Here is a 2,493-nt window from a genome sequence, read left to right as displayed (position 1 = left end):
GACCGTTCCATGGCCGCGCGCCACCACCATCGCCGCCGTACCGCCGCACTTGCCGCCGTCGCCGCACTCGTCGTCCTGCCGGCGGCCGTCGGCTGGCCGAAGATCGCCCTGTCCAAGCTCGTCAACTCCCTCAAGGGCGTCAGCTCCCGATATCTGCGCGCGGAGTACACCAACCGGATCGGAACGGGATCGGTGTTCTGGTCCCCGTCCTACTTCGCGGGGTCCTGCGGCGGCGCACCGCTGAGCATCGTAAAGGAATACATCGAGAACCAAAAGCGCCCAGCCTGACCCTCACCCCGAAGACGCAGAGAGCTCCGGCGCTTCGCGCCTCCGGGCCGAGGATCGCATTCCCGCCCGGCCTGAAGGCCGGGATTCCCTGCGAAGAACAAAGGATGGGAGGCCGCGGCTCGGCCGGCGCGTGCCGACTGCAGGCGCGCAGTGGGGTGTTCGGGGTGGTCTGCTCAGGTGTCGTGCGATGTCCGGTAGGGGTTGCTGAGATTCATGGGGGTGTGTGCGGTGTCGAGGGCGTCCTGGGGGAACTGCGGGCCGGCGGTGTAGTAGCGGGCGCGGGTGCGGCCGACGGGCTGGAGGATGTGGGCGGTGGTGAGGTCGCGCAGGTCGCGCTGGGCCTGCTGGAGGCTGAGTGCCTCGGCGTGCTGGTAGCGGGAGCGGCGTACGCGTCCGGCCATGGCGACGTCGTGCAGGGCGGTGACGGTGCGTTCGTCGAGGTGGGTGACGTCGGCGAACGCGGCGAGGGCGTTCCATACCCGGCCGGAGCGGATCAGGCGGCCCTGGACGGTCTGTGCCTGCTGGTGGTAGGCGGTCAGGCTGAAACGGATCCAGCTGGAGACGTCCTGTTCGGGTTGGTAGTGGCTGCCGCGGTCGTTGAGCTCGCGGTAGTACTCCCAGGTGTTGCCCGGGCGTCCCAGCCAGCTCTCGATGGAGGAGAACTCGGGGGCCAGGACGCCTTCCCGGGCGATCATGAGGGTCTGCAGGGAGCGGGACAGGCGGCCGTTGCCGTCGGCCCAGGGGTGGATGGAGACGAGGTGCAGGTGGGCCATCGCGGCCTGGACCAGAGGGTGGCTGGCGTCGTCGGTGTTGAGCCAGTCGACGAGTTCGTGCATGAGCTCGGGCACCAGCGCGGGGTCGGGGGCGGTATAGGTGGCGATGCTGGGGTCGCGGGCGTCGGTGACGTGGACCGGGCCCCTGCGCCACTGGCCGACGGGCCGGCGGGGGCTGTGCCGGTGCCCCTGCAGCATCCAGTGAAGGCCGTTGAGCAATGCCTTGTTGTAGGTGAAGTCCTCGACGTCGTGGAGCGTTTGGATGTAGGTCATCATCCGCTGGTAGGCGAGGGTCTCCTCCCGGTTCTCCTCGGAGACCTCGACCTCGTTCTCCCCCTCCATCAGATCCTCGACGTCCACGGTGGCCACCTTGAAACCCTCGATGGAGTTGGAGGCCGCCACGGCGTCTGCAGTGAGGAACTTCCGCAGCCCGGACGTCCATTTCGTGGGCGAACTCTGCACCTGGTGGCGCAGGGCGGCACGCATGCTGTCGATCTCGTCGAGCACCCGGCGGTCGGCTGCGGTGAGGTCTGGAGTGGGGAAGAGCATGAATCGACGATAGAATGACGTAATCATAGCGTCAAGCGATCTGCTGGGTGTGGTCCCTACGCTTGCGCAGCGCGCCCGCCCCGGCTGGTGTCACCGGTTCCCGCAAGACCTGTGACCGGCCGCGCAGTGCCCTCCCGCCAGCGCTCCCGGTGGCAAGAGGAATGGACCGCCGAAGTGGCGGCCCACCGCACTCGGCGCACTCGCACCCTCTACACCCTGCGCGTGGCGTGGCCACACCCCCGCCTGTCGGTGACACTGCGGCGCCCCGTGGAAAGGGAGCAGGCGTGGTGAACGTCCTCGCCCGGGCCGGAAGCGTGCTCGGAGCGGCGGGAGCCGCATGCGCGATGGCCTTCGCCGGGGGGCGACAACTGCCACGGATTTCCTCATCATTCATAGTCGTCTCTAGTCAGACATCTCACGTAGCTTGGTTTTGTGAAGCTTTCGGAGTGGGCGCGTCAGCAGGGCGTGAGCTACCAGACTGCCTGGCGGTGGGTGAAGGACGGGAAGATGCCCGTGCCGGTCCGCCAGGCGCCGTCCGGGACGTGGCTGGTCGGCGAGGTTGCCGCCCCGTCGTCCGGGCGGGTAGTGGCGTACTGCCGTGTGTCGTCAGCCGACCAGAAGGCCGACCTGGATCGGCAGGCCGCGCGGGTGGTGTCCGGCGCGAACGGACTGGGCCTGGCGGTCGCCGAAGTCGTGACCGAGGTCGGGTCGGGGTTGAACGGACGACGCCGCAAGCTGCATCGGCTTCTTGCCGACCCGGACACGGCTGTGATCGTGGTCGAGCACCGTGACCGGCTGGCCCGGTTCGGCGTCGAGCACCTCGAAGCCTGGAAATCCGCTACCTCGCCTTCAACACGAACTCCGCCTCGGTGAAGTCGACGGC

3 protein-coding genes are annotated in these 2,493 nt (G+C 68.5%); 2 read left to right on the top strand and 1 reads right to left on the bottom strand.

Going from position 1 to position 2,493, the window contains the following annotated elements:
* A partial coding sequence (locus ACWEBX_RS39145) for an IS200/IS605 family transposase (protein WP_451889468.1) occupies positions 1 to 288 on the top strand: 288 nt, incomplete at its 5' end.
* A 173-nt stretch (positions 289 to 461) separates the two neighbouring features.
* Here the strand turns inward: ACWEBX_RS39145 and ACWEBX_RS39140 are convergent.
* Positions 462 to 1,610, bottom strand: coding sequence for a Fic family protein (locus ACWEBX_RS39140; RefSeq protein ID WP_451889467.1), 1,149 nt, complete (start codon positions 1,608 to 1,610; stop codon positions 462 to 464).
* Between the two features lie 432 nt (positions 1,611 to 2,042).
* On the opposite strand from ACWEBX_RS39140, the gene ACWEBX_RS39135 reads away from it, so the two are divergent.
* On the top strand, positions 2,043 to 2,483 hold the full coding sequence (locus ACWEBX_RS39135; RefSeq protein WP_451889466.1) for an IS607 family transposase: 441 nt from the start codon (positions 2,043 to 2,045) through the stop codon (positions 2,481 to 2,483).
* Positions 2,484 to 2,493 lie beyond the last annotated feature (10 nt).

Source organism: Streptomyces sp. NPDC005070, assembly GCF_053600395.1.
Note: the sequence above shows the minus strand (reverse complement) of the source record. Positions and strands in the feature narration are given on the sequence as shown.

What these genes read in the sequence shown, in the direction of transcription:
- ACWEBX_RS39140 (WP_451889467.1), bottom strand. Translation starts at nt 1,610, where the DNA reads ATGCTCTTCCCCACTCCAGACCTCACCGCAGCCGACCGCCGGGTGCTC.